Below are 26434 nucleotides of genomic sequence, written 5' to 3'. Positions count from 1 at the left end.
TTCAGATTAACAGAACCTGAACAGGCGCTTCTGATCCCGTACATCCGCGCCTTGTTACGTTCTCCTTGTATTCAGGCAAACCCTATTGCCGACAAGGAGAGAACAGATGAATGCTTTGAAGAAAAAAGTAACCGGACTAGCCGCTGCAGCTGTTGTTGCTCTGGGAGTTTCTGGTGCGGCGGCTCCGGCAAATGCAGGCGCTCAATTCACCTACGATGGACCAAACGTAAGCGTTCAGGTCACGCAGGCTCACTATAAGAAGAACCGTCATTGGGAACATGGGCAACACCATGCATTGAACAAGAAGCAGGTGAAACGCCGTCTACGGGCCTGGGGTTATCGCAACTTCAAAAAAGTAAAGCGTAAGGGCGACGTGTATATTGTAAAAGCCAGCTGGCAGGGGCAGCACCGGGCGCGTCTGGTTGTTGATGCCTATAGCGGCTGGATCATCAAGTACCGTTATCTGGGGTATTAAGAAGCATTCCCGAGATTTTAATCTGTTTATCCGTCTGACCTGCCTCTTTGCGATCAAGGCAGGTCTTTCGGTGTTTGGGCTCTAGTATGCTGTCTCTTTAATGCGCCCCGGATAAGCCTTGTCATAGGCGTCGCCGTCAAACTCCACTTTTGACAGTGCTTGCGCCATTTGTCCGGCAGTTGGAACCGTTTTGCGGTCTACCTTCGCATCTTCCGTCCATAGGTCTGAGCGGTAGATGGCTTTCTGACACTGGTAGTAGATGGTTTCGACTGTGACAACCATGATAGATTTCGGCAGTTTACCTTCTATCTTATGAGCTTCCAGCCGGAATGGGTCTGCAGAGATTTTGGCTTTTCCGTTGATGCGGATGGTTTCACCGACACCAGGGATCATAAACAGCAAAGAGACGCGTGGATCCTGAACGATGTTACGTAAACTATCGATGCGGTTGTTGCCGCGACGGTCCGGAAACTCGATGGTTTTTTCATCAATGACCTTTACAAAGCCTGCAGGGTCCCCACGTGGAGAGCAGTCGGTGCCTTCTTCAGAAACAGTTGTGAGTGCGAAGAAAGGGGAGGCTTCGATAAAGGTTTTGTAGTGCTGAGAAATATAGCCGACTTCTTTATCGATCGAGATTTGCTTCGGGCTTCCATAGAGTTCTTCAAGCTGAGCGAGGCTAGTAATCTCGTGGGAAACAGATGTTAGGTCTGTGTCTTGCATGTAAATATCCTTGTTACCGCGTACTGAGATGGAAAAAACTTCCAGAAATTGCGGTTGCGGCCTGTTGCTTGGAAAGGCTATCAAATTGAGAGTGAGAGAACTAGAGGTTACGCGCTGATGGTACTGGTCAATACGGATTTCAATCGGGTTCCAGAGGGAACTGAGTCTGGTTTTATCCAGACAGAAGACAACGTGAAAATCCGTTGGGCACGCTGGGCTCCTACCGGGTCTCCGCTCAAGGGGACCGTGACGGTTGTCCAAGGCCGTACTGAGTTTATTGAGAAATACTTTGAGGTTGTTGAGGAACTGCGAGCGCGTGGGTTTTATGTGGTGGCTTTTGATCTGCGCGGGCAGGGTGGTTCTGAGCGTTTGTTAAAGAACGAGCGGCGCGGCCACGTTGAGAGCTTTGATGAGTTCGCTTTGGACCTACATGCTGTTTTGGACAATGTCTCGCTTTCTGATTGTCCTGGGCCGCACTTCCTGCTGGCGCACTCAACTGGTGGTGCTGTGGTTATGCATGCTAACCGGCGGCTGAAGACCAAGATTGACCGCGCGGTGCTAACAGCTCCCCTCGTCGGCCTTGCTATGAAGGGGCGTATGGTCAAGATGGCAGGTGCGCTTGCCAAGACGCTTGTCTGGGTTGGCATGGGGAACGCTTTTGTTCCTGGCGGCAATGACAAAATCCTTGTTGACTATGACGGCAATACGCTCACGTCTGACCCGGATCGCTTCAAGCGCATGAATGCTATTCTCGAAGAAGCGCCTCAATTGGGGCTGGGTTCTCCGACTGTGAGCTGGTTCCGTGCGATGGGATTGGCGACAGAGCGCTTCAGAGAACCTGAATTCCAGATTGAATTCGGCGTACCATCTTTAGTCATCGGCGCGGGAAGGGATCAGATCGTCTCGACAGACGATGCTGAGGAAGTCTGCCGCTCTTGTCCGGGTATGAGCTTTCTGGAAATTCGAGGATCTCGCCATGAGATTCTTATGGAGCGAGATCCTTATCGTGAGCAGTTCTGGGCTGCATTTGATGCGTTTATTCCGGGAAGCGCGGACTAAGCAGCTGCTTTTGCCAGTTTGGTGAGCAGTTCATCGTGGAGGCGCTTGTCGCCTGTGGCAAGCACCTGCCCACCGTCTGCTGCATTGCCTCCGGTCCAGTTGGTGACAAAACCGCCAGCGCCTTCGATGATCGGAATGAGGGCAAGGATGTCGTAGGTGTTCATGCCGGTCTCAATGACTGCATCAAAGCCTGCTGCTGCAACCATGGCGTAGCCGTAACAATCTGTGCTGTAGCGGGTGAGGCGAGCTTCTGCGCAGATCGTGTCCCATACCGGGCGCTCGACTTCATTGAACAGGGCTGGCTCGGTTGTAGTGATGATTGCCTCTGACAAGGATGCGCAGCTGCGGGTTTTCAAAACACGCTTGCCGAGCGGACCAGTCATGAAAGCTTCGTTACAATCGCCCCAAAAGCGCTCACTGTTATACGGCTGGCTCATGATGCCTTGAGACGCTTTGCCGTTGGTTCTGAGGCCAATCAGTGTGCCCCACAACGGGGTGCCGCATATGAAAGAGCGTGTGCCGTCGACTGGATCAAGAACCCAGACATTATCGGCATCTTCGCGGACTTTGCCATATTCTTCGCCGATGATGCCGTGATCCGGGCGCTCTGCTTCCAGAACCGCGCGGATTGCTTCTTCTGCTGAACGATCCGCAATAGTGACTGGATCAAAGCCTGCGTCCAGCTTGTTGTCGACCTCGTAGCCACTGCGGAAGTGCTGCATGGTTTTAGCATCCGCGGCGTCAGCAAGTTTGTGAAGAAAAGCATAATCAGGACTGGGAGAGGTCATATCAATTTATCCGGTAGGAGCAGTCAATTGCATGCGCACCATAGTCAGGATTTAGAAAAGTGCAAATGTCTATGGCTCTGAGACCGGTTTTAGTTCGTAAATGCTCTTGTTGAAACCATGCGTTGGTGTCTACGACTTACTGCTAAACTATCGTGTGAAATTCATACCAACGGCTATGATCCCTGAAAAATCAGGGTGTTGTCTCAAGGATACAAACTGGCCAATTCGTATGGGAACAGCCCGATTACGGAGCTGAATGCTTGACGTGTTTGCGATGCGATGCGAGTTTTATTGCAGCGCGACATTCAGTGTCTGCGCCGCCCTTCGCGAAGGGCGTTTCCTCCCTAGACTAAGGGCCGCCTCCAGATGAGAGCGGCCTTTTTTTTGTCTGGTTGTTAATGTTCTCCGTCGTAGGGAGGTGCAGGCAAGGGGAGAACAAGGTGCCGAATTTCTTTGAGAGTCCGTTTAAGGGGATCCCGCTTCAGGAGCAGGTGACCAATCCCAATATTATTGTTGGAAAGCATTCCTACTATTCTGGTTATTATCACGGCCACAGCTTTGATGAGTGTGCCCGATACCTACGCTCAGATGAAGAGACGCAAGACAAGCTGATAATCGGTGCGTATTGCTCTATCGGTTCAGGGGCAGCGTTTATGATGGCCGGTAACCAGGGACACCGTCCTGAATGGGCCACAACGTTTCCATTTCACTATTTTGATGAGCCTGCTTTTGAAGGAGCTCACGACGGTTTCAAACCTGCAGGTTCAACATGTGTCGGCAATGATGTCTGGATTGGTTCTGAAGCGATGATCATGCCGGGTGTGCAGATCGGTAACGGCGCATTGATTGGCAGCCGTGCTGTCGTGACTAAGAATGTACCAGCATATGCCGTTGTGGCCGGTAATCCTGCAACAGTTGTGCGCTCCCGCTTTTCTGAAGAACAGGTTCAGATGCTTTTGGAGATGAAATGGTGGGATTGGACAGATGAAGTCCTGAAAGGGGCAATGCCTCTTATGTGTTCCTCAGATATTGAGAGGCTTTACGACTACTGGCTTGGTTTTTAGGCAGTATGGACTGGGGCTGCAGGTTATTCTGCAGCCAGAGTTTCTCTGGTAAAGCTTTCCGTTACCATCTCGACCAAGGCAGTAATGAACTCCATCAGGTCTTTGCGCAGGTCGTGGAAACCTGAGTGTGGCTGGTGGGTGTGCTCATCCATGTAGAGTGCTCGGTTGATCTCAACCTGCAGCGCGTGCACGCCGCGTTCTGGCTTGCCGTAGTTTTCTGTGATGTAGCCGCCAGCATACGGGCGATTGAGAGCTACGTTATAGCCCATGTTTTGCAACAGTCCGACTGCACAGGATGAAAGCCAGGCAGAACAGCTGGTCCCGAACCTATCCCCAATGACGAAGTCGGCTTTGGGGTCGTGGTTCTTGTTTGAGTTGGCGGATGGCATTGAATGGCAGTCTACCAGGACTGCGAGACCAAACTTGTCCTGTACGTTGCTCAAAAGGCCACGCAGGGTGTTGTGGTAGGGCTTGTAGACTTGCTCTATGCGATCCAGCGCTTCTTCTGCCGGAATACGCGTGTGGTAGATCTCCCTACGCTCACCCACAATGCGGGCGATGGTTCCAAGGCCTCCTGCAACACGCAGAGAGCGCGAGTTGATGTGCTTGGGGAGTTTGCCTTCAAACATCTTTGGATCGAGCTCATAGGCCTCTCTGTTCACATCAAGGTAAGCACGCGGGAAGTTGGCTTTTAGAACCGGTGCACCTAGTTGTTCGACATCCTTGATGAGAAGATCGACAAATGCATCCTCGCTTTGTCTGATCTGAGTGGTGTCCAACCGAGAGGCTTGCAGGAACGACGAAAGGTACGCGCGCCCAGAGTGGGGGCTGTTAAAAATAAAAGGGACAGAATGTTCATCTGGGGAGAGTACCTCAAATGCGGGTACCTGATCTCCGGTGTCAAGCGCACTGCTGTAGTTCGCTATCGCCTTAATCTGATGATCTTCCAAAACTGTCACAGAGCCTACATTCCTTAATCACTGCAATCCCGCTCACTATAGAACGAGATCTGCGTATGGGCTAGACATTAGAAAGTTTGCTTATGAAATAGGCAAGAGATGCGCGAGTTTTTGCGTAGTTTGAGGGGGCGGTGTGGCGCTGGACCCTCAGTTGACGCAGAAGTCTCTTTAGAAGTGAACCTGTTTCATTTGTCCCTATTGTTTTGACAGGTATTCCCGAGTAGTTTCCTGTTCCTAACAGCGTACGGTATTCGGAATCTGTCGGATTGCGAGGGGCGAGTGCGTCTGACATATTCTATTTATTTACGGGAGTGCTCTGAAAAGAGAACCCCGTCGCTGCACCTGGAGTTTTAAGGTTGTCGAACATGTCTCGAATTCTGCTCGCGGAAGACGATAATGACATGCGCCAGTTCTTGTCCAAGGCACTTGAGAAGGCTGGGCACACTGTTGTTTCCTTTGATAATGGAAAGAGCGCATACGAACGTATTTGCGAAGAGCCCTTTGCCCTATTGCTAACTGACATTGTGATGCCAGAGATGGATGGTATTGAGTTAGCTCGTAAAGCTACTCAACTTGATCCGGACCTGAAGGTTATGTTCATCACAGGATTTGCTGCTGTTGCGCTTAATCCTGATTCCAAGGCACCTCAGGATGCAAAGGTTCTTTCCAAGCCTTTTCACTTAAAAGATTTGGTACGCGAAGTGGAAAAAATGCTTGTTTAGTTAGTTTTGAGGGGTGAATGTGGAAAGAGATAGCAAATTTCCATTTTTGGACTTGCACGTTCTCAAAATTCCTCTTATACGCCTCTCCACCGCAGCGTTTAAGCGCTGACGGACGAGCTTCTTTGAAAGTTTCGGGCGTGTAGCTCAGCGGGAGAGCACTACGTTGACATCGTAGGGGTCACAAGTTCGATCCTTGTCACGCCCACCATTTTTCGTCGGTTAACATCCTTGATGTATATCCGGCGGAGCGGACCTCGATCTTGGTCCTGCGCCGCTTCGTAAGAATTCAGCGCGGCGAGATCAGAGGTTGTACTAATGAGGCGCTTAGCGCCTCTTTTCACTGGCGGATCGTGGTACTTCAGGATCCCTATAAAATTGACCCTAACCGGGGGTAGGATAATGAAGATTAAGAATTCTCTTAAGGCACTCATGGGCCGCCATCGTGATAACCAGATGGTACGCCGCAAGGGTCGTGTTTACATCATCAACAAAAAGAACCCACGCTTTAAAGCACGTCAGGGTTAAGTTTTCTGCGCTGATTTAAACTAAAACAGCGCGAAAAACCCTTGGTTCTAAGAGTTGCGAGCCGCATGGCAAAAGTGAGATGCTTTTGCCATGCGGTTTTTTTTGTTTGCTCGCCCAAACAGCTCCGTCATAGGGGCATCGACGTTTCTACAACTTCAGCTCTCCGGTTTCTCGGTAGGGGGCTCTTTTTCTCGACAATCTGACAGGTTGAGGCGTTGTGTTGGCGCTTATGGTGCTGTCGCGCTTGCGTGTTTCCTGCTGCTTGTGGTGGGAGTGGAGCGTTTAAGTGCTTCTGAGCGTGTTGTGGCTGTTGTGGGTCCCGTAAAGGTTCAGGTCACTCGTGGACTGCCAAAGGGGCATCCTAAGCTCAATACCGGCCCTGAGGCTGCTCTTAATGGTCCTGCCGGAGGTCCTGCTCAGATAGGGCGGTCTGCACCTGGGCACGGTGTGCCTGCTCACTACACGCGTGGGCAGCTTCTGGATGCCTTGTTCCTTGAGTTGAGGGATGCGGATACATTGGGTAATGCGCAGTCGATCTCACGGCGCATACACAGCCTGTTCATGCAGTCTGGGAGTCATACGCTTGATCTGCTTATGATGCGTTCTGCTAAAGCTATTGAAGGGAAAGAATACGGTTTAGCGCTTGACTTGCTGGATGCGGTTGTTCGTTTAGATCCCGGATATGTGGAAGGGTGGAACCGCCGGGCGACCGTATATTTCTTGAAAGAGGATCTGGGGCGTTCACTTGCTGACATTGAGCAAGTGCTTCGGATTGAGCCGCGTCATTATCCTGCGCTCTCAGGTTTTGCCATGATCCTTCGGAAAACTGGAAAGAACGATAAGGCACTTGAAGTGTTTCAGCATGTGCTGAGCATCTATCCGTTGCTGGAGAATGCTCAGGATGCTGTTAAAAGCTTACGTGAGGAGCTGTGGGGGCAGTATCACTGAGCTTTCGAATTAGTCTAGTAGGCGGTTTACAGCTCTGGTGATGCCTGATTTATATTCTGCGTAGTTTGAGACCGTTAGAGAGAGCCCTTTGGCGAGGGTGTAGAGGATGAAGGCGTCGTCTTCTGCCTGCTCTTTGCTTCGGTTCTCATGCGTCTCCAGGATCACATCCGCAATTTTGAGCATGACCCGAGGCATGATGTCCTTACCAACGGCAGACATAACCTGCTCACCCATCTGAACTAGCTCAGCGCCATGGACAGAACTTCTCATCAGATCGACATGCTGACCTATGATCGTGTCCAAAGCGCGTAGGATGCGAGATTTGGAGTCATTGGTCTTTTCTTCAAGAATATCCAGTGCCTGGAGCCCAACCTCTTCAGAATACTCCTCAATTATGGTCTGGAACAACTCTTCCTTACTTCCAAACTTTTTGTAGAGCGATTGGCGTGAGAGGCCGACCGCGCTTGCTACGTCACCGACTGAGGTCTTTCGGAAGCCATATTGAGCAAAAACGCCCAGTGCCTTCTTTTTATCAAAGTTTGTTTTCATGTTTACCCAGTTGACAACTTTAGTAATTATTGTCAACTTAATTATGCGGCACGAACAGGTGCCGCGCATTGGAGAATTTAATGAGCACAGTGAACAAGAGCAGCGCAGTATCCAACTGGACTGCGGATAAACTGCCTTCTCTTGAGGGTAAAACTTATATCATAACAGGCGGTAACTCCGGTATTGGCCTTGAAGCGGCAAGGATGCTTGCGAAAGCAGGTGGTGACGTTGTTATTGCCTGTCGGAATGCTGAAAAAGGTTCAGCTGCCCAGCAAGCGTTGCGAACTCAGGCGAAAGGAAGAGTAGATCTGGTCCAACTGGACTTAAGCGATCTCTCGTCTGTTCGCCATGCAGCGGAAATCGTCGCTTCACGATACACCAAGATTGATGCTCTCATCAATAACGCTGGTATTATGCAGACACCGGAGTTGAAAAGTGTTGATGGGTATGAGTTGCAGTTTGCGACCAATCATCTGGGGCACTTTCTATGGTCAGGCTTGCTCAAACCTAATGTTGAAGCTGCAAAGGGTAGATTTGTTGTGGTTGCCAGCCTTGTGCACAAAATGGGGAAGATCAACTTTAACGACCTGATGATGCGTGAAAATTATGCGCCTATGAAAGCCTACTCGCAAAGTAAGCTGGCCACTTTGATGTTTGGACTGGAGCTTCAGCGACGTCTGTCGGATGCGGGGAGTGCTTCATTTGTAGCTATGGGGCATCCAGGTTATTCAGCCACTAATTTGCAGAGTACAGGTCCGACAGGCTGGATGAGCATGGCGTATAGATGGATGAATAGTATGTTCGCGCAGTCTGCTGAGCGAGGTGCGCTGCCAACGGTGCTTGCTGCGGCTGGAGTGGAAGTTGAGCCGAATGGCTACTATGGCCCAACAAAGCGCATGGAGACTGGTGGACCAGTTGGAAAAGCGCAGATCGCTAGCCATGCGCTGAACCCAGAGGTTGCTCGCCGTCTTTGGAGTGAGAGTGAATGGCTCACAGACTTCAAATGGGCGTTTTAAAGCAAGGATGTGTTTTGTGAAGTTCGTTGCGTTGGGGCAAGTTCATTTAATCGATTGAAAGAAAAAAGCCCGTGATGCGAAATCACGGGCTTTTTATTGCTTTAAGATGTGTTCTTTGACGACTTAAGCGTCTTTGGAACCGACGAATGCGATACGCAGCATGTTTGTGGAGCCCGGGGTGCCGAATGGAACACCTGCGGAAACCAGAACGCGCTGACCTGGCTTTGCAAAACCTTCAGTGTTTGCAAGGCAGCATGCGCGGTCGATGAGGTCTTCCTCAGTCGCAGCATCCTGATTGGCAACACAGTGCAGACCCCAACCGATGGTCAGACGACGAACTGTGGAGATTTCAGGAGAGAACGCAATGATTGGTGTTGCAGGACGCTCGCGGGATGCGCGCAGTGCTGTGCCACCAGATGCGGTGTAGGAAATAATCGCTGCCAGATCCAGAGTTTCAGCGACCTGGTGAGCTGCAGCAGTGATTGCGTCAGCGCCGGTTGCTTCTGGTTCTGTACGTTGAGCGTGGATGATGGAACGGTAGTTTTCGTCCTGCTCAACTTCCACGGCGATTTTGTCCATGGTTGTAACGGCTTCTGTCGGGAAGTCACCTGCAGCTGATTCTGCGGAAAGCATCACTGCGTCCGCACCTTCAAACACTGCATTTGCCACGTCAGAAACTTCTGCGCGGGTTGGCACAGGAGACGTGATCATGCTTTCAAGCATCTGCGTTGCAACAACTACTGGCTTACCAGCTTTGCGGCATGCGCGGATCATACGCTTCTGAAGGCCTGGAACCTGCTCAAGTGGCATTTCAACGCCAAGATCACCACGGGCAACCATGATTGCATCGGACAGCTCGATGATCTCAGAGAGACGATCAATTGCCTGAGGCTTCTCGATTTTTGCCAGAACGCCAACGCGGCCCTGAGTGGTGTTGCGAACTTCGATGAGGTCTTCTGGACGCTGTACAAAGGACAGTGCGACCCAGTCAACTTTTGCATCGAGAGCTGCAAGAAGATCTGCGCGGTCTTTTTCGGTCAATGCACCAACAGGGATCTCTGTATCTGGAACAGAAACGCCTTTACGGTTGGAGATCTTACCGCCCACTTCAACAGTGGTCACGCAGCGCTGTGGAGACGCTTCAGTTACACGCAGGCAAACTTTGCCATCATCTACAAGAAGGCGGTGGCCAACTTCGAGGCTGCCAAGAATTTCTGGGTGTGGGAGGTATACGCGGGATGCGTCACCTGGAGCGTCGTTTGCGTCTACAACAAAGGTTGCGCCATTTTCTAGAACTGGCTTTGCGTCATCTGCGAAAGTGCCAACGCGCAGTTTAGGACCCTGCAAGTCAGCGAGAATGCCGATTGGACGGCCTACTTCTGCTTCTACTTCGCGGATGCGACCAACCAAATTGTTGAGAACTTCGTGGGAGGAATGGCTCATGTTGATGCGGAAAACATCTGCACCTGCAAGCCATAGCTTTTTGATTGCTTCTTTTTCGGAAGACGCCGGGCCGAGAGTTGCTAGAATTTTGACCCGTCTATTACGCTTCATCGTCCACCTGTTCCTTGCTCTACCGGCTCCGTCAGCTGGACCGTCCAGCTGCTTTGCTCGCCTGTATCTATTTCAAAGAAACCTGTTCGCTCATAACCGCGAGCGACACAGTCTTCTATACCGCGAATGGTGAACTTTTTTTGACGTACACACATATACGCCTTGCCATCCCATTCGCCATTTTGATCCGTTTGTACTGCGTACAAGTAATAGTAGCGTGACGCCAAATCCCCGGACACCAGTGTGTCGCAGGTGTTTTTGTCGATGGTCCACCATCCTTCGGTGATCCAATCGGCGCCATCGCGGTAGCCTATTGCGATGTTAACTGTGCTTTCGGTCTTATTGCATGCACGAAAGTCCGCTTTAGCAGAGGGGATCTGCTGAAAGCTCAGAACTCCAAAAGCAACACAGGCAAGAGCCAGTGAATTTTTCCGAAAACGGTTTATTACAGCAGATGCGAAGTCGTTTCTGGATGTTCTCATAACAGTCATATGTACAGCTACAAACGGCAGTTTAATGCGTTCAGTTGATGCCCTTGTCAACGTGGTTCAGCCCATGGCCGACGTGATTTCGAGCACGACTAAAGGGTAATACAGGTTGTTCTGAGTAAAGAACGTTGCCCCAGCTCACCATTGACCATGCAAAAACGGCAGGATGATGAATTGGCTTAAACCCGACATGTCATGCTTTGGTTGCGCCACCCTTACTCTGGATGAGTGTGGACGACCCCCGTCAACATTTGAAATATGATCCAAAAGTCGGACCTTACCTCTAGGAATCTGAATATCTTTATTGGCCTGAGTTCTACATGGAATCAAGCGAAAAGCCAAAAAACAGTGTTACCTCCCACAGTTCCTCCCTTTTTTGGCTGTGATTTTTTGAAAGATAAGACAAAGAGATAAACATCATTTCGGACAATTGTCCGGTTTGGGCCGCTCAATAATGAGCATCAGGAGATTAGCAAAACTCGTATTACGTAGCGGAGACGAAAGTTGTTTCTTGATGCTGCGACACTTTGTCGGGTTTTGATTGAGGCAAATGTTCCGCTGAATGGAAATCTCGAATTTGTTATCTTAAATTTCCGAGTGAAGACTTTTAGTTAGCAGGCTGGTTCGCTGATATATTTAGCTGGCGAATTTGTCGCGCAGATTTATCTTTGGACAATTGTGAGTATGTTTTGACTGCGGTATCAATGCGTACGTAGCGGTACTTATTTTTGTGACAACCTGTAGGGGCTACCTGACAATGAATGTCAGATAGAGAAAACAGGCCACAATGCTAAGGTGAATTTCCGTCAGGTGAGTGCCAATAGATTGTGCGGCAATTGAGGCAACTGTTTTATACTCCCATTGAAATTCAGTTCATCCCCCAGAACCTGTAAAGGTTGCTGAAAAGAGGTCGTGAGCGGTTGACCCGTGTGCTCAGTTCTGGCAGCAAGACAACAAGGTTAATGGTGTTTCGCACGAACGTAAGGTGGATTTCATATGTCAGATGCCGGTGGTGTAGCAGCAGATCAGCTGCGCGCATTTATTGAACGTATTGAACGTCTTGAAGAAGAGAAAAAAGTTATCGCGGACGACATCAAGGATGTTTACGCGGAATCTAAGGGTAACGGCTTTGACGTGAAGGTGATGCGCAAAATCGTTTCTTTGCGTAAGCGTAAGCCGCATGAGCGTGAAGAAGAAGAGGCAATCCTCGATCTTTACCTGCATGCACTCGGCATGGCTGGCCCAGTAATGGAAGACGCATAAGCGCTCCAGCTGGTGAGGGCAACGCGTGTGTATGCGCGAGCTACTTCTTAGCACAAATTCTGAAAGAGGCTCCTTACTGCGGTGAGGGGCCTTTTTTGTGTTTGTGGAGTGGTGAGAGGTGCCCGAGCGGGCAGTGCTGATTGGCTTTGTTGATCTAGCTGAGGACAGGCGAGTGCTTCCACGGCATTTTGATGCCGTGCTGACGAGCATTCATTACAACGTGATGCCTATCTGGAGGAGACTTTCATCTCGCCTGTGTAGATTGAGTCCAGCCATGCGATTGCTGATCCGCGGTTGATCCGTTTGCGAATTGAGCGATATGGCGTTTGGGTCAGAGCGTCCTTTAAAACCGTTGTTACAGGGCTCATCAGAACTGCCAGTTGGTTCTGGTCTGGGTGCTGCATCGTGATGGTACGACGGTTTCTTGCTGTCCATGTTGGATCAAGCATCAGCACTGCGTTTGGCTCTGGAGCTGAATGGAAACCTACCAACGGAGATCCGTAGACCAGGGCCTTTGTCACAACAGTCTGTTGAGCTGGTTGTGATTTTGGAATTAAATCTGGCAGACGCTGCTCTGCGAAGAGTGCCTGTGCGGAGAGCGCAGTTTTTTTGTTGAACTTGCTCTTTGGTAGATCTGCAGTCGCGGCAGGAGAGGCGTAGGCAAGCTGTGCGCCTACAAGAGGACGTAGGCTGTCAGGTGTTTGCTCGCCAGTTGCTGCAATGATCGCTGCAATGCCATCCTTCGGAGTTTCCACTTTTGGTGGAATGACTTGAGCCCGCTTTTGAGCTGCAGGGGTGGCCGCCGGCAAAGCGGCGACCTGAAGAATTTGTTGCGGTTTTATGCGCGGACGAGCGGAGGCAAACAGATTGAGATTCTGCTCCGTTGGTGCAGGCGTAGCCTCACTCTCATCCTGTGGCTTTGCATATGGTGTTGCTGAAGCCAAAACAGCAGGAGAGGCCGCTTCTGGAACCGGGCTTGCTGCTGGCTGAGTTGCCAGCAACGCCACTTTAGGCTGCGGAATAGCGTTGAACTCGGTTTCTACCCGGCGGCTTGGATCTGGCTCACGCACTTTTGGTGCTTTTGTTGCCGGAGTTGGTGCCGGTTTGCTTCCTTCGTTACCGTCTGAATTGCTGAACAGGCGGGAGAAGAAGCTTCCACCACTGTTGGACGAGCTTGCCCGGGCACTTGCTTTAGATGATGAAGTGGAACGACTGGCAACGCTGGTTGAGCGGCCTGAATCTTTCCGTTTTACAGCAGCAAGTGTCTGCTTGTAACGCGCCATAGGTTTTCCATCGGAAGGGACGTGAATGGTGTCACCTTTTGGAAATACCTTTGCCAGTTGAGAGCGACTCATGCGTGGCCAATGGCGTACAGAGCCGGTGTCCATGTGAACAAACGGCGTATTTGAGCGCGGGTAGTAGCCAACGCCGCCAACATGTTGGCGCAAACCAAGGGCACGTAGTTTGGCTGTGCTTACACCGGGAATGAAGAAGTCCATTGCGCGGCCTCTGGTGTGCTGGCTGTTTTTAGCCACACCGCTGGAGCGCTTACGGAGCATGTTGTTGGTTTTAGGCGACCGGTAAGCTGAGACAACATGGATGTACTTGCTTGTGCCTGCTTTCTGGTACACTTCCCAGATGAGGTCAAACAGTTCAGGATCCATTTTCGTTGGCTCTTTTTGGCGCCAATCCCGAAGGAAATTGTTGAGCTTGCGAAGGCCTTCTTTGTCGTAGCGGCCATTCCGCTTGAAGGTAATTTCCGCCCGCTCTTTCGTGTGGGTGAAGTACAGCTTGAGCGTGCGTGTGCTCGCACTGGCCGAAGCAATTGAGGTGAGGAAGAACGCACAAAGAACCGCTGCGACCAGCATTGAAATGCCAGGCAGACGTTTACCAAAGTCCGAGCGCCCGAATGCAATCATGTCACGCAATTGAATCTCGCTTTCGCGTTATCGGCTAAAACCTTACCCCAGAGCCCCACCTCTTTATCTAGTGCGGACAAGGTTAATGAGCCTTTACTTTAGTTACAATTAACGCGAACTAGTGACTTCACGGCAACAATCCAAGTTTTTTGCCAGAAACCGCTATTTACATGCGACAAATGCGCGCGAATCCGCACGCATAAGTCGTCATATTACTGTGGATACATGTGGATAGTGACAATTTTAAAGATTCAGAGCGTCGATCGTCGCCTGGTCATGTCCGTAGATATCCGGACGTCTTTGCAGCTTTCCAGCTTCATCCACAAATGCGGTGAAGTAGGAGATATGCACCGGGATATCCCTTTGCAAATTCACCTGGGTCTGCTTCTTGCCGACAAGTGAGCGGATGTAATTACCCGTCATCGTGTTTTGCGTGGCCATCAAGGCGTCAGCAAACTCAAACGGGTTCTGCACGCGAACACAGCCGTGTGAGAAGGCGCGCTCAGACCGGTTGAACAGCGATTTGGACGGCGTGTCGTGCAAGTACACGTTGTGTTTGTTTGGGAACATGAACTTGATTTTGCCAAGCGCGTTGCCGCGTCCCGGACGCTGACGGATGCGGATCTGCTTGAAGGTCACGGCATCCCAGTTCACACGGCGAGGATCAACGATCTTGCCGCCATACACGATCTCGTAGTTGCCCTTTTGCAGGTAGCTTTGTGGGTTGCTTGCGCGCAGTTCCGGCAAAAGTTCTTTTGAAGCGATGGAATATGGGACGTTCCAGTATGGATTTACGATCACATGTTGCATCTTGTCTGAAAAGACCGGTGTTTTGTTGGAGCGTTTTCCAACAACGACGCGGGTTTCATAAAGAACAAAGCCATCCATGTTCAAACGAACCATGAACTCTGGAATATTCACGCGCAGATGGGTTTCGCCCAGCTCGCGCGGCATCCAGCGCCAGCGTTCCATGTTTGCAATAACGTCATTGATTGGGTCACCGCTAACGCGCCCATTGAGGGCAAGCAGTGTGCGTGGGCCAACCGCGCCATCTGGATGCAAGCCGTTTGCAGCCTGGAAGGCTTCAACGGCATAAGCCAGATCCTGCGTATAGACGTTCATTTGAGATTCAACAGTCGGAACGCTCAGGCGTTCGCGAAGAACGGCAACGCGGGAGCTTTTTACTCCAACTTTCAGGACTTTGCCGGCTGGAATGACAACTTGCTTTTCAAGGCTGCCATTTTCAGTGTGTTCTCTTAGTTCGGCTAGCTGCTTTTTCAGCGCTTTGTATTCTGGATGCGGAGGGTTGAAGGCCGCAAGAGTTTTTGCCGGAGCAACCGAGTGCGCTATGGATGTCAGCGCTTCAATCGGGTCTGGTCTTTCCGGACGAAGGGTAATGTCCTCGGAAATCGCATAGGGGCTGACGCGGCCTGCCTGAGCATCCTCTGCGTATTTGAGGATCGAATGGGTCAGCTCAAGTTCTGCTTCCGCGATTTGCTCTGGGGTTGCTTTGCCATCTGCATTGAAGCCTGCTGCTGGCACCGGGTAGTCGGCGGCGTGCAGGCCTTCTTTATCGGCTGATTGCAGAGTTTCCATAACGGACAAAGCGCTGGTGGAGAGCTTGCCTTTCAGGATCCAGGCGGGCTGGAAGCTTCTGTTTTCGTAGAACAGTTTTGCAGCTGCTGCTTCGCGTTTTGCATGGAAGTTCTGGCGGCGGTGTTTTTTGCTAAGCGCCTGCTGAATTTCCTGCGCAACAGGATTTGACTTAGCGAGGTTTACTTGCTCGAGCTGCTCGTCAAAATTGTCAGGAATTGCGGCTTGCGCAGAATACATAGTTGACGAAAGCGCAATAACTGCCCCTGCGAGCAATGCTGATGTGCTCGTTCTACCAAACATTTATGACTACCCACCTGATAACTCTTTGATCTTTATAGGCACAAGAAGAATGCCTCAAAAATTAAGAGTGTTGTTTTGCCCAAACTTATATTTATTACGCATATACACTAATGCGTTTTGAGATAGCACGACAGCGTGATGTTTTAAATTCAAGGATCAGTGATATGAACTTAAACCCACGGTTTTTTGTTAGTCGCTATGCTTTATCGATTTATTGAGATGCACGCGTGCCTGTGGCTTGTGCGAGGCTTACCCATTCGCTTCCAACCATCCTGCAAACTGAGCTTTAGTGCGCAGTTTTGCTTTCCGGAGTTTCTTCCAGACCGTATTCCTTCAGCTTGCGATAAAGCGTAGAGCGCCCGATGCCCAAACGCTTGGCAACCTCGGTCATGCGGCCTCCGTAATGGGAGATCGCTGTCCGGATCATTTCCTCTTCAACACTGATGAGCGTACGCACGTGGCCTTCGCCATCGAGTGATCGCATATATCCAAAGGGAGGTTGCTCCGCGTCGAAGGCTGAAACGGCCTCGACCTGAAGAAATCGTTCGTCCTGCTGTTCCTCCCATTTACTCGCTACACTTAGGGATGAAGAATAGACGTCAGCTTGCGGTTCTTTGTTTCCGGCAGGCGGTGCTGCCACGTAACTCATTGGCGTATCAGTCGCTTGAGCTATTTGCGGGAAGTCATCGCATGTCAGGCTTGGACCATCGCACAGGACAACGGCGCGGAATACTGCGTTTTCAAGTTGGCGAATGTTGCCAGGCCAGTCATAACTCTTAAGCATATTGACTGTGTTAGATGTGATGCCCGTGACTTGAGGCTTGCTTTCTTCTGCAGCAAAACGCGCCAGGAAATGACGGGTAAGCTCAGGGATATCCTCACTACGATCTCGTAGGGGAGGGATCCAGATAGGGAAGACGTTGAGGCGATAATACAGATCTTCCCGGAACTTACCTTCTTTCACCTGATCGATCAGACGTCGGTTTGTTGCTGAGATCAGGCGGAAATCGACTTTTATCGGCTTACGTGCGCCAACTGGGTCAACTTCCCCTTCTTGCAGCGCGCGCAGGAGTTTTACCTGCACTTCCAGTGGGAGCTCGCCGACTTCGTCTAAGAAGAGGGTCCCGCCGCTGGCTTCCTGAAACTTGCCCATGTGTTTATCAACAGCGCCGGTGAATGCACCTTTCTCGTGACCGAAGAGAATGGATTCCACCAGGTGGTCTGGAATAGCGCCGCAGTTTACGGTGACAAACGGCTTGGACCGACGCTCGCTGGAACCTTGAATAGCGCGCGCAATCAGCTCTTTACCAACACCAGACTCACCTTCGATGAGGATTGGAATGTTGGAGGAGGCAGCTCTTTCGCCCAGTCGCAGGACACGATCCATCGGCTCAGACCGCGTGACGATATTATCAAAGGTGAGGGTGCCCTCTGTGTGTTTGCGGATGCGGGTGAGTTCACCTTCCAGCGTCGCAACTTTGAGAAGGTTGGTGATGGACACCTGCAAGCGCTCAGGACGGCTTGGTTTTACAACGAAATCCTGTGCACCAGCGCGCATAGCTTCGATGACAGTTTCAATGCTGCCGTTGGCTGTTTGAACAATGACAGGGACTGCATTCTTTGCGTCGCGGGTTTCTTTCAGGACTTGAAAGCCATCAACTTCTGGCATCATCAGATCAAGGATAACCAGATCGATTTCTGATTGTGCGCTTCCTGTAAGGATTTCCAGCGCTTCGCGACCATCGACACAGCTTTTAGAACGGTACCCAAACCGCTTTACGGCTTCTTCCAGCAAGCGTCGTTGGACCGGATCGTCATCTACGATCAAAATGCGCTGTGCCATGGGAAATCCCTTCAAATCGATTGGGCAGTAATGCATAGTGTGCCAATTCAGGTCATCCTGCACCTAATTTGGTAAACAAATTGCCCACTTCATTTTGGGGATCTTGTTAAAAGACGCCATTGCATGTGTAAGGATTGGACGCATATTAAAACAGTGTACTGCAGAACTTGTTTTGCAGACCTCAGGTTTCTTTTCTGGCGCAATGCCATCCCATAATCGGACGCTCATATGACACTCAAGCACGTCACTCCATTTTCCATCACCTATCAAAGCGCTGATGCAGCCACGGCAGGCTCTGCCCTTGGTGAACTGCCGGAGTGGGACCTTTCAGTTTTTTACAGCTCTATTGATGATCCTGCGATTGATCAGGATATGGCGCGTGCGAAAGAACTGGCAGAGCAGTTTGAAGCAGACTGCAAAGGCAAGCTTGCTGAAATTGCAACACGTTCTGGCGATGAGCTCGCCGAAGTTGTGCGTCGTTATGAGGAACTTGAAGATCTGATGGGGCGTATCGGCTCTTTTGCCGGTCTGGCTTACACCAGCATCACAACAGATCCAGCTCGTCAGAAATTTTATGGCGATGTGCAGGAAAAGCTGACGACTGCGAGCCTTCACATGCTGTTCTTCTCGCTTGAGATGAACAAGATTGAAGACGAGGTTCTGGAAAAAGCGCTGAACTCTGAAAAACTGGCGTATTATCGCCCCTGGTTGGAAGACCTGCGCAAAGAACGCCCGCATGAACGCAGTGAGGAAATTGAGCAGCTGTTTCATGAGAAGCACGTGACCGGTGCTGCCGCCTGGAACCGGTTGTTTGATGAGACAATTTCTGGTTCTCGTTATGAGATTGATGGTGAGGAGCTTTCCATTGAGCAGACCTTGAACTTGCTGCAAGGACCTGACGGGGACATGCGCAAGAAGGCTGCTGAAGCGCTTGCGAAAACGTTCGGCAAAAATCTGAGCATCTTTACGCTGATCATGAACACGCTGGCGAAAGATAAAGATACTTACGACCGCTGGCATAACTTTGATGATATTGCTGACAGCCGCCACCTTGCCAACCGTGTTGAGCGTGAAGTTGTTGATGCGCTGGTTGATGCAGTCCGTGCTGCTTATCCGCGTTTGTCGCATCGTTATTATGCGATGAAAGCCAAGTGGCTTGGCGTTGAGAAGATGAACTTCTGGGATCGTAATGCTCCGCTGCCGCAGGCTGACACGCGCGATATTCCATGGGATGAAGCAAAAGACACCGTTCTGGATGCTTATGCGAAATTCTCACCGGAACTTTCTGAAATTGCAGGGCAGTTCTTCGATAAGAACTGGATTGATGCTGCATCTCGTCCGGGTAAGTCACCTGGTGCGTTTTCTCACCCAACCGTGCCAAGCGCACACCCGTTTGTGCTGATCAACTATCAGGGCAAAATTCGCGATGTGATGACACTGGCGCATGAGCTTGGACATGGGGTTCATCAGGTTCTTGCAGCGCCAAATGGTGCGCTGATGGCACCGACCCCGCTGACACTGGCTGAGACCGCTTCCGTGTTTGGTGAGATGCTGACCTTCAAGAACCTGCTCGCAAAGGCTGAGACACCTGAAAAACGTCAGATCATGCTGGCTGCCAAAGTGGAAGACATGCTGAACACGGTTGTGCGTCAGATTGCATTCTATACCTTTGAACGTCAGGTGCATGAGCTGCGTAAGGAAGGCGAGCTGACCGCTGAGCAGATATCTGCGATCTGGATGGGTGTTCAGGAAGAAAGCCTCGGTGAGGCGATTGACCTGGAAGGCGGCTATGAGAACTTCTGGACCTACATTCCGCATTTCATCCATTCGCCGTTCTACGTTTACGCCTATGCCTTCGGTGATTGCCTCGTGAACTCGCTCTATGCGGTTTACGAAGAAGCTGAGGATGGCTTCCAGCAGAAGTATTTCGATCTGCTGAAAGCGGGTGGCACCAAGCACCACAGTGAACTGCTCGCTCCATTTGGCCTGGATGCAACCGACCCGGCCTTCTGGCAGAAAGGTCTGGCTGTGATCGAGCGTTTCATTGATGAGCTGGAAGAGATGGATAAGGCCTAAGCTAAACTGAGTTTGATATTTTTAAGAGGCGGGGGCTATTGCTCTCGCCTTTTTTTGTTGCGCGTTGGCGAGGGAGTTTTCCCAAGCTTACTTAGGTATCCAGTCAGATCTCATGGGCGCTGGCGCTCAATGTTTGGTTTTAGACTGACGCTTTAATATGGGTGAGTGGAGCGGAATCATGCGCATATTTATTGCAATGCTAGCAGTTGCATTCACCCTGAGTGCTTGTGGGTCGTATAAGCCCACCAGTAATCAATCGCATCTAGATAAGTTCCCGATAGATAAGACTAAGAATTATTTGATTTGGCGCTATGGCAGTGTTGAATCAGATCTGGCTTCGGTTTTCTGCAAGGTGAACGCTTCGGGTGAGGTTGACGATTGTGAAAACAAAGAAGCAAGCAATAAAAATAGGCTGACCTTTGAGGCGTTTGAAGGGCTATTTGGGTCTTATCGGGTCACTTTTAAGCATGATGACGACTACTTCCTGATGACTTACGCTGTGTCTGCGCGTACTGGCAAATATGCGTTTGTCTCTGGAGACTCTGGTCAACGAAGTCGTATTTTCAAGATTGGTGATGCGACATTTGTAAGCAATTTCAAACCCGGCACGGTGACAGTTATTCCCTATGGGTGGGAGCATCGGCGGAGCGCGTCTGACCTGAAACGTACTGTCGAAGCAGGCCTGAAACAAGCTTTCGGCGAAAGAGCGAGTGTACTTGATGTGCAGGTTGCCCGCAAAGTTCCGATCGATTGTACCAAAACTAGTAGTGGTTTCTGGGAGGGGACTGAAACTAAGTGCAAGTTGAAGTGATTTTTGCGGTCCGATCGTACGTTGCTTGGGGAGGCTCTATGAGATTTAAAAGGATACCATTGCTTCTGACAGTGATCGTGCCTCTAAGTGCGTGCGGAGGCGGCTTTGATGCTGAAGACGTGGCATCGGAGACCGACTTGCGGAACTGGTCGATTTTTGAAAAGGCTTGTATTTCATCGAGCGCGAAGGGACGAGATAAGTATCTCAAGGCTGAACGATGGAAAGTGGTTTCCTCTTCAGGTGGTGATCTCCCGTTGGTTTCGATCGCTGAGAGCCGGAATTTTAATCGTAAGACTACGAAAGCGTATCGCTCTCAAAATGGCGACAGTGTGCTTGTTCTTGGAGAATATAAGTCAGCAGATGCAACTGAGGCTTCTCCGACATGTTATTTTGCTACAAGTATGAAGTACGGCTCCGTCAGGTTTTTTGACGATAAAATTAAAAGCTATGTCTTTGATGGTTATAAAAGAGATGCGGATTCTTTCTCAAAGAGCGTAAGGATTTCCGGAGGCGTCAATCGAACCAGCTGGATTAATGAGTTAGAGACAGCCTCCGATGGAAAGCAATTATTTGATGTCGCTGGAGTCAGCTTTGTTTCAGGTGTGCAGGGAAGCATGGCACCTTCACTTGTTTTGCGCGTGAATAAATAACTCAGAGCATCAGGAGCCTGCTCGGCGAGATCAGCCCGCTCTCGCCTCACTGATCTACTGTTGAACGTCGGCTCTTCCGCGGACGGACATCATGGTGCCCGATAGCGTGGCGACTTTCTTTTCAGTGCCGTCCTTGATTGCGTAGGCGGTGGCGTTGACGAAGGTGATTGTGCGGCCTAGTTTCTCGACCTTTGCGCGGAATACAAAATGCTCACCTGCAGCAGGGTTCATCAGGTTGGTTTTAAGCTCGATTGTAAGCACGGCAGCGTCTTCGTCCATCAGTGAAAAGGCTGCGTATCCGGCTGCGCTGTCGAGGGCTGTGGTGACTATGCCCGCGTGGAGGAAGCCGTGTTGCTGGGTAAAATCTTTTTTGTACGGCATGGTCAGCTCGACGATGCCGGGCTCTACTTTGGCGATTTCAATGCCTAATGAGGCCATGGCTGGCTGGCGGGCAAAGCTGTCTCTTACTTTCTTCTCATAGCCTGCAAACCTAGGCGTAAACTCACTCATTTTATCTCCGAAAATGTCTATCTGAATATGTCAGGTGGCGACTATGCCAAGTCTTAATGCGTTATGTTCGAACCGCAGCGAAGCATAGGGAGAGGCGTAGTTGCCCTTGCTTTGGGCAGAGAGAGTTCCATCGTCGCGGAGGAAAAATGTACTTTCGATGAAATGCGCTTGCCTGTCTGGGGTGTCGAATTCCAGGTAACAGGCTCTGGTATTGGCTAATTCACTTGAGGGCACAGTCACTCGCAAACCTCACTGGATTATTGAGAGGAGTGTAGAGGGAACTGAGTAGCTTACTGAAGCTCAACGTTTGTCGGAGTTATAATATGACTTTGCTGGCTCTCTTGTTTGCTGCTGACCCTTTGCCCACTAGCGGTGTTGGTCTATCAGGATAGGGTTTCCATCCGGATCAATCACAGTAAAGCTTGCCGGACCAGATGTGGTCTCGTCTGCTTCTTGTCCGTGAACTTCAATGCCATCAGCTTTCAAGCGCTTTTGGAGTTCCCTCACATCGAGGAACTTATCGAGGGCTTGTGCTTGCTGATCCCAGCCTGGATTGAAGGTGAGCATGTTCTTTTCAAACATTCTCTGAAACAGCCCGATGATTGTCTCGCCATTTTTCATGATCGCCCAGCCATCTGTACCATCACAACTGGGATCGCATGCGAAGCCGAGCTTTTGATAGAACGAGATTGATGCTTTGATGTCTTTAACCGTCAGGCTGATTGAAAATGCACCCAGTTGCATGTGACTTCCCCCTCAAGAACCACTTTGAAACGTCTTAGATGCTCAGCATAAGGAAAGTTTTGCAGAGCTCAAGTTGGTCATAAATTAGTATGCAACAGATGCCACCCAAGGGGGATTTCCATTCTGGATTTGATTGTGTTTCGTTGCAGACAAGTTGACTGAAAATTGCAGGTTCTTTTTTCGGGTGATGAAGAAATATTCATAGTGCGCATAGCAACGTTGAATTCTCTAAAAAACGCGTTTTTTCGGCATTGCCGGAGCTTTCTGGCATTGTTCTAGAGAGCCTGTCCTGCTACATCCTGCGACAGAATTGTAACGCATACGAGGACTGGCATGATCCCGCGCTATTCGCGTCCTGACATGGTCGCTATTTGGTCTCCTGAAACGAAATTCCGCATCTGGTTTGAGATTGAAGCTCATGCTTGTGATGCTCTGGCAGAGCTGGGTGTGATCCCAAAAGAGTCTGCTGAGAAGATTTGGGAGAAGGGTGGTCCAGCTACCTTCGATATTGCGCGGATTGATGAGATCGAGCGTGAAACCAAGCACGATGTAATTGCGTTCCTGACGCATCTTGCTGAAATCGTTGGTCCGGAAGCACGCTTTGTGCACCAGGGCATGACCTCTTCTGACGTTCTGGACACCTGCTTCAACGTTCAGCTGGTTCGCGCTGCAGACCTTCTGCTGGCCGACATGGAAAAGCTGCTGGCCGCTTTGAAGCGCCGTGCTTATGAGCACAAAGACACCGTAACTATCGGTCGTTCCCACGGTATTCATGCTGAGCCAGTGACCTTTGGTCTGAAGATGGCGCAGGCGTATGCTGAGTTTGACCGTTGTAAGAAGCGTCTTGAGCTGGCTCGTGAAGAGATCGCGACCTGTGCTATTTCCGGTGCGGTTGGCACATTTGCAAACATTGACCCGCGTGTTGAAGAGCATGTTGCTGAGAAGCTGGGCCTTGGTGCAGAACCTGTTTCCACTCAGGTTGTTCCTCGTGACCGTCATGCCATGTTCTTCGCAGTTCTGGGTGTGATTGCGTCTTCCGTTGAGCGTCTGGCGACTGAAGTTCGTCATTTGCAGCGCACAGAAGTTCTGGAAGTTGAGGAGTTCTTCTCCAAAGGTCAGAAGGGTTCTTCTGCGATGCCGCATAAGCGGAACCCGGTGCTGACCGAGAACCTGACTGGTCTTGCTCGTATGGTTCGCTCTTACGCATTACCTGCGATGGAGAATGTTGCACTATGGCATGAGCGCGATATCTCGCACTCTTCTGTTGAGCGTATGATCGGTCCTGATGCGACTGTAACGCTGGACTTTGCTTTGGCGCGCCTGACAAACGTTATGGAAAATCTGATGGTTTACCCAGAGCGTATGATGGGTAACATGGATCGCCTTGGTGGTCTGGTGCACTCACAGCGCATTTTGCTGGCACTGACACAGGCCGGTGCGTCTCGCGAAGACAGCTATCGTCTTGTTCAGCGTAATGCGATGAAGGTCTGGGATAGCTATCAGGTTTCTGGCGATGCGAAGGTGGACTTCTTGACTGAATTGCTGGCGGATGAAGACGTTCGTAAGCATCTTTCTGAAGAGCAAATTCGTGAGCGCTTTGACCTTGGTTACCACACCAAGAATGTCGATGTGATCTTCAAGCGGGTCTTTGGCGAAGCCTAAGGCGCCCGTGCACAGCAGTGGAGGGGAAGATGAAGCTTTATGGTCTGCGGATTTTCGTGAGTGATATCGAAAAGGCCAGGGAGTTTTATGCCGAAACGCTCGGCCTTCCTCTTAACTGGGATATGCCAGAGCTTGGCGCGTTTGGTGCCAAGCTCGACAATGCAGAGCTCATCATCGAGCAGGCACACAACGAGGAAGACCAAGAATACATTGGTCGTTTTCTCGGTGCATCTCTTCAGGTTGATGACATTGTTGATACTTATGAGCGCCTTTGTGAAAAAGGTGTTGCCTTTACCAACCCGCCTGAAAAACAGGTTTGGGGCGGAGTTCTTGCACATTTTCATGATCCGTTTGGCAATGTTTTGACACTGCTGGGCGAACCTCGCTGACAACATGGTCCTTCTTGGTCTTAATGGGACTAATGCCGTTCAGGAGTCATGACTATGAGAATTGCGGTTATCTCGGACATTCACGGTAACCTGCCTGCTCTGGAAGCTGTTCATCGCGACATAAAGCGGAAGTCGCCAGATCTGGTGTTTAATCTGGGTGATTGTGTTTCGGGGCCGTTGTGGCCAGAGGAAACAGCTCAGTACCTCATTGCGGAAAACTGGCTGACTGTGCGCGGCAATCATGACCGGCATTTGGTGGACCATGTCCAATCCAAAATGGGGCTAAGTGATGCACATGCTTATTCGCTGCTTTCTGACGAATCCAAAGCGTGGCTGAAGCAACTGCCAACGCAAATGGAGCATGTCGAGAATGTGTTCCTGTGCCATGGGACGCCGTCAGCTGATAATGTTTATCTCACCGAAGAACTTTGTGGGGATCACACCAAAATTGCATCACCAGAGTATGTGTTAGAGCACGTTGGAAATGTAACCTCACCGCTGGTTGTTTGTGGGCACTCCCATATCCCTCGGGTCATCTGGTTGGAAACGACCGGACAAATCGTGATGAACGCAGGCAGTGTTGGGCTGCCAGCCTATGATGATGACAAGCCTCATGCACATACGATGGAAGTTGGAAGCCCCCATGCGCGGTACATGATTGTGACCCGGGTTGGGACACGGTGGTCCTTTGAAGAGCGGATGGTGAACTACGATTGGGACCATGCCAGCAGAAAAGCTGCGCGTAATCAACGTGGAGATTGGGCTGGCGCTTTGAAAACTGGGTATTTTCGTCCTATTAAGCTGCCAGACTTTTTAGCACGACCACGTATTGAGGAACCTTATGAAGATTTCTGAGGCGGACATTCTCATTGTCCCCGGCCTGCATGGCTCCGACGCAAACCACTGGCAAAGCCGTTGGGAAACCAAATTCTCCACTGGTCGGCGCGTTGAGCAGAGCAGTTGGAGCAAGCCAGACCTTGAGGAATGGGTGAATGCCGTTGTGAAAGCGGTCGAGGAAGCTACGCGCCCAGTGGTGCTTGTTGCGCACTCCGCTGGTGTTGCTGCAGTGGTTCATGCTGCGCCTCGCATCAAGAATTGGGTGAAGGGTGCTTATCTGGTTGCGCCTGCAGATGTTGATGACAGCTCATGCGTACCGGCTGAGTTGCATAGCTTTGGCCCGTTTCCAACCTCTCCGCTGCCGTTCCATGCCAAGGTTGTGGCGAGCCGCAATGATCCCTACTGCACTTATGAACGTGCTGAGCAGCTTGCCAAGCTCTGGAATGCGCGTTTGCAGGATGCTGGTGAAAGTGGCCATATCAATTCTGAGAGCGGTCAGGGGCCGTGGCCAGAAGGCATCATTTCGTTTGCTCATTTCATGAAAGAGCTCGGGTAACTCGTATAGGTTGATGAACGCCCTCCTTCCGGTGCATGTTTTGTGTGGGGAGGGTGTTTTATGTCGCGATTTGCTCACACACCTTATGACGGCTCTAAAAGGCCGTTTACCGTTGGGCTCGAGCCTCTTGATTTGAGAGAGTGGATTGAGCCTGATGAGTTTTTAGCTGCGCACCTTGATGAAAAAGAGCGGCTAATCGCTGACCCTAAAGCCTTCGTGTTTGCTGCAGAGGCGGATACAGAGGCAGCACAGCGCGAAGTGGCAGACCTCCTTGTTGCTCATCTGCCTGCCCAGTTCCCCAACATTTATGAGCTTCACTCCGATCACTCTCTTATCGTGAAGAATACGGGGAAGTGCGTTGATCTATCGTCCTGTTCCGAGGCGCCATTACTCGCGATTTCTCGCCTTGTG

General features: G+C 50.7%; 27 protein-coding genes and 1 tRNA gene. 17 read left to right on the top strand and 11 right to left on the bottom strand.

The features are described 5' to 3' along the window. The first annotated feature begins 106 nt into the window (after nt 1-106). Complete coding sequence (locus PsW74_RS00725) at nt 107-475, top strand: hypothetical protein (RefSeq protein WP_063290275.1); 369 nt, start codon at nt 107-109, stop codon at nt 473-475. A gap of 81 nt (nt 476-556) precedes the next feature. Here the strand turns inward: PsW74_RS00725 and PsW74_RS00720 are convergent, their stop codons facing one another. Next, entirely contained in the window at nt 557-1195 is a 639-nt protein-coding gene (locus PsW74_RS00720) for a pyridoxamine 5'-phosphate oxidase family protein (protein ID WP_063290274.1), read from the bottom strand. 117 nt (nt 1196-1312) lie between these two features. Between PsW74_RS00720 and PsW74_RS00715 the strand changes: the two genes are divergently transcribed. Continuing rightward, nucleotides 1313-2254 carry an alpha/beta hydrolase gene (locus PsW74_RS00715; RefSeq protein WP_063290273.1) on the top strand — a complete coding sequence of 314 codons (942 nt, stop codon included), beginning with the start codon at nt 1313-1315 and terminating at the stop codon, nt 2252-2254. On the opposite strand, the gene hisN is transcribed toward PsW74_RS00715, so the two are convergent. Next, entirely contained in the window at nt 2251-3042 is a 792-nt protein-coding gene (hisN, locus tag PsW74_RS00710) for a histidinol-phosphatase (protein ID WP_063290272.1), read from the bottom strand. The genes PsW74_RS00715 and hisN overlap by 4 nt on opposite strands. 440 nt (nt 3043-3482) lie before the next feature. On the opposite strand from hisN, the gene catB reads away from it, so the two are divergent. Then, nucleotides 3483-4106 carry a type B chloramphenicol O-acetyltransferase gene (gene catB, locus PsW74_RS00705; RefSeq protein WP_063290271.1) on the top strand — a complete coding sequence of 208 codons (624 nt, stop codon included), beginning with the start codon at nt 3483-3485 and terminating at the stop codon, nt 4104-4106. A 23-nt stretch (nt 4107-4129) separates the two neighbouring features. On the opposite strand, the gene PsW74_RS00700 is transcribed toward catB, so the two are convergent. Next, nucleotides 4130-4945 carry an N-formylglutamate amidohydrolase gene (locus tag PsW74_RS00700; RefSeq protein WP_082596602.1) on the bottom strand — a complete coding sequence of 272 codons (816 nt, stop codon included), beginning with the start codon at nt 4943-4945 and terminating at the stop codon, nt 4130-4132. A 485-nt stretch (nt 4946-5430) separates the two neighbouring features. Here PsW74_RS00700 and PsW74_RS00695 point away from each other — a divergent pair, with 485 nt between their 5' ends. From PsW74_RS00695 to PsW74_RS00680, 4 genes are all read left to right on the top strand, one after another. Next, nucleotides 5431-5787, top strand: a complete 357-nt coding sequence (locus tag PsW74_RS00695; RefSeq protein ID WP_008551455.1) for a response regulator — start codon at nt 5431-5433, stop codon at nt 5785-5787. Between the two features lie 133 nt (nt 5788-5920). Further along, nucleotides 5921-5995 (top strand) — tRNA-Val (locus PsW74_RS00690). A gap of 191 nt (nt 5996-6186) precedes the next feature. Further along, nucleotides 6187-6312 (top strand): type B 50S ribosomal protein L36, encoded by a 126-nt coding sequence (gene ykgO, locus PsW74_RS00685; RefSeq protein ID WP_054662728.1) that lies wholly within the window; start codon nt 6187-6189, stop codon nt 6310-6312. Between the two features lie 90 nt (nt 6313-6402). After that, nucleotides 6403-7260: a hypothetical protein gene (locus tag PsW74_RS00680; RefSeq protein ID WP_208987768.1), complete on the top strand. Its 858-nt coding sequence runs from the start codon at nt 6403-6405 to the stop codon at nt 7258-7260. A 9-nt stretch (nt 7261-7269) separates the two neighbouring features. On the opposite strand, the gene PsW74_RS00675 is transcribed toward PsW74_RS00680, so the two are convergent. Then, complete coding sequence (locus PsW74_RS00675; RefSeq protein WP_063290270.1) at nt 7270-7809, bottom strand: TetR/AcrR family transcriptional regulator; 540 nt, start codon at nt 7807-7809, stop codon at nt 7270-7272. Nucleotides 7810-7889: 80 nt separating this feature from the next. Between PsW74_RS00675 and PsW74_RS00670 the strand changes: the two genes are divergently transcribed. After that, nucleotides 7890-8825 (top strand): oxidoreductase, encoded by a 936-nt coding sequence (locus tag PsW74_RS00670; RefSeq protein WP_208987767.1) that lies wholly within the window; start codon nt 7890-7892, stop codon nt 8823-8825. A 123-nt stretch (nt 8826-8948) separates the two neighbouring features. On the opposite strand, the gene pyk is transcribed toward PsW74_RS00670, so the two are convergent. Together pyk and PsW74_RS00660 are read right to left on the bottom strand one after the other, a co-directional pair. Then, a complete protein-coding gene (gene pyk / locus PsW74_RS00665) occupies nt 8949-10379 on the bottom strand; it encodes a pyruvate kinase (protein ID WP_057462049.1) in 1431 nt (476 codons plus the stop codon). Next, complete coding sequence (locus PsW74_RS00660) at nt 10376-10861, bottom strand: DUF1036 domain-containing protein (protein ID WP_208860363.1); 486 nt, start codon at nt 10859-10861, stop codon at nt 10376-10378. Before PsW74_RS00660 ends, pyk begins: the two co-directional genes overlap by 4 nt. 1002 nt (nt 10862-11863) lie before the next feature. On the opposite strand from PsW74_RS00660, the gene PsW74_RS00655 reads away from it, so the two are divergent. Continuing rightward, nucleotides 11864-12130, top strand: a complete 267-nt coding sequence (locus PsW74_RS00655; RefSeq protein WP_057462047.1) for a DUF2312 domain-containing protein — start codon at nt 11864-11866, stop codon at nt 12128-12130. Between the two features lie 227 nt (nt 12131-12357). Here PsW74_RS00655 and PsW74_RS00650 read toward each other — a convergent pair whose 3' ends face one another. The 3 genes from PsW74_RS00650 to PsW74_RS00640 form a co-directional block, all read right to left on the bottom strand. Further along, the gene (locus tag PsW74_RS00650; RefSeq protein ID WP_063290268.1) at nt 12358-14049 is read right to left on the bottom strand and encodes a DUF882 domain-containing protein; all 1692 of its coding nucleotides are present in this window, start codon (nt 14047-14049) and stop codon (nt 12358-12360) included. A 243-nt stretch (nt 14050-14292) separates the two neighbouring features. Beyond that, a complete protein-coding gene (locus PsW74_RS00645) occupies nt 14293-15945 on the bottom strand; it encodes a L,D-transpeptidase family protein (RefSeq protein ID WP_208987766.1) in 1653 nt (550 codons plus the stop codon). 286 nt (nt 15946-16231) lie between these two features. Beyond that, nucleotides 16232-17788 carry a sigma-54 dependent transcriptional regulator gene (locus PsW74_RS00640; protein ID WP_063290266.1) on the bottom strand — a complete coding sequence of 519 codons (1557 nt, stop codon included), beginning with the start codon at nt 17786-17788 and terminating at the stop codon, nt 16232-16234. Between the two features lie 228 nt (nt 17789-18016). Here PsW74_RS00640 and PsW74_RS00635 point away from each other — a divergent pair, with 228 nt between their 5' ends. The 3 genes from PsW74_RS00635 to PsW74_RS00625 all read left to right on the top strand — a co-directional run bounded on the left by PsW74_RS00635 (nt 18017) and on the right by PsW74_RS00625 (nt 21325). Next, nucleotides 18017-19864 (top strand): M3 family oligoendopeptidase, encoded by a 1848-nt coding sequence (locus PsW74_RS00635; RefSeq protein WP_063290265.1) that lies wholly within the window; start codon nt 18017-18019, stop codon nt 19862-19864. 178 nt (nt 19865-20042) lie between these two features. Next, nucleotides 20043-20675 carry a hypothetical protein gene (locus tag PsW74_RS00630; RefSeq protein ID WP_063290264.1) on the top strand — a complete coding sequence of 211 codons (633 nt, stop codon included), beginning with the start codon at nt 20043-20045 and terminating at the stop codon, nt 20673-20675. A gap of 38 nt (nt 20676-20713) precedes the next feature. Beyond that, complete coding sequence (locus PsW74_RS00625) at nt 20714-21325, top strand: hypothetical protein (protein WP_063290263.1); 612 nt, start codon at nt 20714-20716, stop codon at nt 21323-21325. A 54-nt stretch (nt 21326-21379) separates the two neighbouring features. Here PsW74_RS00625 and PsW74_RS00620 read toward each other — a convergent pair whose 3' ends face one another. Both PsW74_RS00620 and PsW74_RS00615 read right to left on the bottom strand, forming a co-directional pair. Beyond that, nucleotides 21380-21835 carry a PaaI family thioesterase gene (locus PsW74_RS00620; protein WP_063290262.1) on the bottom strand — a complete coding sequence of 152 codons (456 nt, stop codon included), beginning with the start codon at nt 21833-21835 and terminating at the stop codon, nt 21380-21382. Nucleotides 21836-22201: 366 nt separating this feature from the next. Then, nucleotides 22202-22579, bottom strand: a complete 378-nt coding sequence (locus PsW74_RS00615) for a VOC family protein (RefSeq protein WP_063290261.1) — start codon at nt 22577-22579, stop codon at nt 22202-22204. 333 nt (nt 22580-22912) lie between these two features. Between PsW74_RS00615 and purB the strand changes: the two genes are divergently transcribed. The 5 genes from purB to PsW74_RS29205 form a co-directional block, all read left to right on the top strand. After that, complete coding sequence (gene purB, locus PsW74_RS00610; protein WP_057462039.1) at nt 22913-24241, top strand: adenylosuccinate lyase; 1329 nt, start codon at nt 22913-22915, stop codon at nt 24239-24241. 29 nt (nt 24242-24270) lie between these two features. Continuing rightward, nucleotides 24271-24630: a VOC family protein gene (locus PsW74_RS00605; RefSeq protein ID WP_063290260.1), complete on the top strand. Its 360-nt coding sequence runs from the start codon at nt 24271-24273 to the stop codon at nt 24628-24630. Between the two features lie 54 nt (nt 24631-24684). Further along, nucleotides 24685-25485, top strand: coding sequence for a metallophosphoesterase family protein (locus PsW74_RS00600; RefSeq protein WP_063290259.1), 801 nt, complete (start codon nt 24685-24687; stop codon nt 25483-25485). Next, entirely contained in the window at nt 25472-26023 is a 552-nt protein-coding gene (locus PsW74_RS00595) for an alpha/beta hydrolase (RefSeq protein WP_063290258.1), read from the top strand. Before PsW74_RS00600 ends, PsW74_RS00595 begins: the two co-directional genes overlap by 14 nt. A gap of 60 nt (nt 26024-26083) precedes the next feature. Beyond that, nucleotides 26084-26434: heme-dependent oxidative N-demethylase subunit alpha family protein (locus PsW74_RS29205; protein WP_208987765.1), on the top strand; the 351-nt coding region annotated here is incomplete at its 3' end.

It is taken from the genome of Pseudovibrio sp. W74 (assembly GCF_001623085.1).
In the GTDB taxonomy this organism is placed as follows: domain Bacteria; phylum Pseudomonadota; class Alphaproteobacteria; order Rhizobiales; family Stappiaceae; genus Pseudovibrio.
The sequence above is the reverse complement of the archived record's forward strand: the minus strand, read 5'-3'. Positions and strand labels throughout refer to the sequence as shown.

Bases quoted from the DNA above. Each gene is read 5' to 3' on its own strand.
- PsW74_RS00725 (WP_063290275.1), top strand. From the start codon at position 107: ATGAATGCTTTGAAGAAAAAAGTAACCGGACTAGCCGCTGCAGCTGTT.
- PsW74_RS00720 (WP_063290274.1), bottom strand. From the start codon at position 1,195: ATGCAAGACACAGACCTAACATCTGTTTCCCACGAGATTACTAGCCTC.
- PsW74_RS00715 (WP_063290273.1), top strand. From the start codon at position 1,313: ATGGTACTGGTCAATACGGATTTCAATCGGGTTCCAGAGGGAACTGAG.
- hisN (WP_063290272.1), bottom strand. From the start codon at position 3,042: ATGACCTCTCCCAGTCCTGATTATGCTTTTCTTCACAAACTTGCTGAC.
- PsW74_RS00695 (WP_008551455.1), top strand. From the start codon at position 5,431: ATGTCTCGAATTCTGCTCGCGGAAGACGATAATGACATGCGCCAGTTC.
- ykgO (WP_054662728.1), top strand. From the start codon at position 6,187: ATGAAGATTAAGAATTCTCTTAAGGCACTCATGGGCCGCCATCGTGAT.
- PsW74_RS00680 (WP_208987768.1), top strand. From the start codon at position 6,403: ATGCGGTTTTTTTTGTTTGCTCGCCCAAACAGCTCCGTCATAGGGGCA.
- PsW74_RS00675 (WP_063290270.1), bottom strand. From the start codon at position 7,809: ATGAAAACAAACTTTGATAAAAAGAAGGCACTGGGCGTTTTTGCTCAA.
- PsW74_RS00670 (WP_208987767.1), top strand. From the start codon at position 7,890: ATGAGCACAGTGAACAAGAGCAGCGCAGTATCCAACTGGACTGCGGAT.
- pyk (WP_057462049.1), bottom strand. From the start codon at position 10,379: ATGAAGCGTAATAGACGGGTCAAAATTCTAGCAACTCTCGGCCCGGCG.
- PsW74_RS00660 (WP_208860363.1), bottom strand. From the start codon at position 10,861: ATGAGAACATCCAGAAACGACTTCGCATCTGCTGTAATAAACCGTTTT.
- PsW74_RS00655 (WP_057462047.1), top strand. From the start codon at position 11,864: ATGTCAGATGCCGGTGGTGTAGCAGCAGATCAGCTGCGCGCATTTATT.
- PsW74_RS00650 (WP_063290268.1), bottom strand. From the start codon at position 14,049: ATGATTGCATTCGGGCGCTCGGACTTTGGTAAACGTCTGCCTGGCATT.
- PsW74_RS00645 (WP_208987766.1), bottom strand. From the start codon at position 15,945: ATGTTTGGTAGAACGAGCACATCAGCATTGCTCGCAGGGGCAGTTATT.
- PsW74_RS00640 (WP_063290266.1), bottom strand. From the start codon at position 17,788: ATGGCACAGCGCATTTTGATCGTAGATGACGATCCGGTCCAACGACGC.
- PsW74_RS00635 (WP_063290265.1), top strand. From the start codon at position 18,017: ATGACACTCAAGCACGTCACTCCATTTTCCATCACCTATCAAAGCGCT.
- PsW74_RS00630 (WP_063290264.1), top strand. From the start codon at position 20,043: ATGCGCATATTTATTGCAATGCTAGCAGTTGCATTCACCCTGAGTGCT.
- PsW74_RS00625 (WP_063290263.1), top strand. From the start codon at position 20,714: ATGAGATTTAAAAGGATACCATTGCTTCTGACAGTGATCGTGCCTCTA.
- PsW74_RS00620 (WP_063290262.1), bottom strand. From the start codon at position 21,835: ATGAGTGAGTTTACGCCTAGGTTTGCAGGCTATGAGAAGAAAGTAAGA.
- PsW74_RS00615 (WP_063290261.1), bottom strand. From the start codon at position 22,579: ATGCAACTGGGTGCATTTTCAATCAGCCTGACGGTTAAAGACATCAAA.
- purB (WP_057462039.1), top strand. From the start codon at position 22,913: ATGATCCCGCGCTATTCGCGTCCTGACATGGTCGCTATTTGGTCTCCT.
- PsW74_RS00605 (WP_063290260.1), top strand. From the start codon at position 24,271: ATGAAGCTTTATGGTCTGCGGATTTTCGTGAGTGATATCGAAAAGGCC.
- PsW74_RS00600 (WP_063290259.1), top strand. From the start codon at position 24,685: ATGAGAATTGCGGTTATCTCGGACATTCACGGTAACCTGCCTGCTCTG.
- PsW74_RS00595 (WP_063290258.1), top strand. From the start codon at position 25,472: ATGAAGATTTCTGAGGCGGACATTCTCATTGTCCCCGGCCTGCATGGC.